This is a genomic window from Lacihabitans sp. LS3-19, from assembly GCF_024343575.1.
Classification (GTDB): Bacteria; Bacteroidota; Bacteroidia; order Cytophagales; family Spirosomataceae; genus Leadbetterella.
The window spans coordinates 1-2,011 of the sequence record NZ_RJUA01000087.1; the positions used below are offsets into that span (position 1 = coordinate 1).

The following is a 2,011-nucleotide window of genomic DNA, read 5'->3' on the forward strand; positions in this document are numbered from 1 at the left end:
CAATTTCCTTCCTGCCAAAAAAGACCTCAAACATTTTGGCAAAATCACTGAGAAACTTTACAATATCGAAACAGATTTTAAAGAGTCAGATTTTGAAATGCTGTACAAATTTGTTCGACTAAATATCCGTCAAAGGAGTCTTTTGGTGATATTTACAAATTTCGATTCAGTAAACGCAATGCATCGGAATCTCCCTTATTTACGCTCGCTATCAAGGCATCATTTATTGCTTTTGGTGTTTTTTGAAAACTCCGAAATAGCCCAAATAGTAAACCAACAAGCCAAAGACTTAAAAGAGATTTACAATAATACGATTGGCCATAACATGCTTTATCAAAATAAATTGATAGCAAAAGAATTAGAAAAACACGGCATAAAAGCACTTTTGACACGCCCGGAAAACCTAAGTTCGCAAGTCATCAATCAATATTTAGAAATCAAGAAAAAAAGAATTTTGTAAGCATTTCTAGTTTTTCCCCATCATTCAAATTTAAAAAAAACTTATATTATAATCCTATTTCGATTCAATTATTGAGTAAATTCTCTACTATCCCAATTAAACGTTAAATAAAATTTAGTTTAACATTAGAAAGAAATAAGTATTTTTGACAAAAATTAAATAATTCTTGATGAAACGTATTCTTCTTTCAACACTTTTGGCATTAACATTTCTATCGGCAATAAGCCAAACCAAAAAACCAGCAACAAAAAAGCCTTCGGCAAAAGTATCTTCTAGTACTTCAGCTCAAAAATTTGCTTATATTTATGAAGATTACGTTTATGAAAACTATAAAGCTGTAAAAAAGTTGGACGAAGACTTAAAACAGAAACAAGAGGCTTATCAAGAGTCTTTTAACAAGATGGCCATAGAATACCAAACATTATATATTGATTATCAGACAAGTATAAAAAACATCGATTCTTTGACCACAGAAAAACTAAACGAGAAATTAAGAAAAGTTCAAGAAACTAAGACTGCTTCGGAAAACTTCCAAAGAGAGGCAGAGAAAGAATTGCAGCAATACACGGGAGATGCTATAATGAAAATAAGACAAGAAGTAAAAACTGCAGCCGAACAAGTTGCAAAGGAAAAAGGTCTTCATTTCGTATTTTCAAGAAACAAATCTGACGGCCCAATGACCTCTGGAAGAGTTATATTATACGCTGGAGACAATGGCACTGGCAATATTTCAGATATTGTATTGGCAAAGCTGGGAAGTCTTGTGCAGGCAGCAAAATAACATTCTAATTAGTTACAAGTGTTTATTTCTGCTTTGAAAACACTGCCATTGGGTACTTGAAATCCCGGATTAAGTTCAATTGAATTCCCTCCAAAAAACAACACTTCTGCTCCTAAACCAATTTTGGTTTGAATATAATTAGGGTCAGATGGTGGTACAGAATTGAATATTGTAAAAAGGTTATTTACCGCACCTTTAGATACTGGGCCTACTATGGTATTTTCGAAATAGTTTAATCCTGAAATTTGAAAGCTATTGGATATAGGTAAATAAACACAACCAGACGTAGGATTACATTCGTCATTCGTACATAAATTATTATCATTACAAATGCGGGGAGTTCCCTTGCATTCTCCATCGCTACAAGCATCATTTATCGTACAAGCATTACCATCATTACAAGCATTTGAATTGTTCACGAAGAGACAATTTCCCGTCAAAGGATCACAACTATCAGTGGTACAAGGATTTCCATCATCGCAAGTCTTGGGTATTCCTGCACAAACTCCGTTATGACATACATCGTTTATTGTACAAGGGTCACCATCGTCACAAGCTGAATTATTGTTTACTTGAATGCATCCTGAAAGTGGATTACATGCTGCTGTAGTGCAAAGATTCCCATCGTCTGGACAAGAAATGGAAGTACCTGAACAGTTACCAGCTATACATTGATCATTTTCAGTACAAATATTATTGTCATCACATGTACTACCATCTGATTTTGAAGTAAAAACACAACCTAAAATTGGGTCACAAGTATCATCCGT

2 protein-coding genes and 1 pseudogene are annotated in these 2,011 nt (G+C 33.8%); 2 read left to right on the top strand and 1 reads right to left on the bottom strand.

Going from position 1 to position 2,011, the window contains the following annotated elements; genetic code table 11:
- Together EGI22_RS15490 and EGI22_RS15495 are read left to right on the top strand one after the other, a co-directional pair.
- Positions 1-460 (top strand): annotated as a pseudogene (locus tag EGI22_RS15490) (DUF58 domain-containing protein); the annotation flags it as partial.
- A 169-nt stretch (positions 461-629) separates the two neighbouring features.
- Positions 630-1,241: an OmpH family outer membrane protein gene (locus EGI22_RS15495; protein WP_255069342.1), complete on the top strand. Its 612-nt coding sequence runs from the start codon at positions 630-632 to the stop codon at positions 1,239-1,241.
- 8 nt (positions 1,242-1,249) lie between these two features.
- On the opposite strand, the gene EGI22_RS15500 is transcribed toward EGI22_RS15495, so the two are convergent.
- Positions 1,250-2,011: 3-coathanger stack domain-containing protein (locus EGI22_RS15500; RefSeq protein ID WP_255069343.1), on the bottom strand; the 762-nt coding region annotated here is incomplete at its 5' end.

What these genes read in the sequence shown, in the direction of transcription:
- EGI22_RS15495 (WP_255069342.1), top strand. Translation starts at nt 630, where the DNA reads ATGAAACGTATTCTTCTTTCAACACTTTTGGCATTAACATTTCTATCG.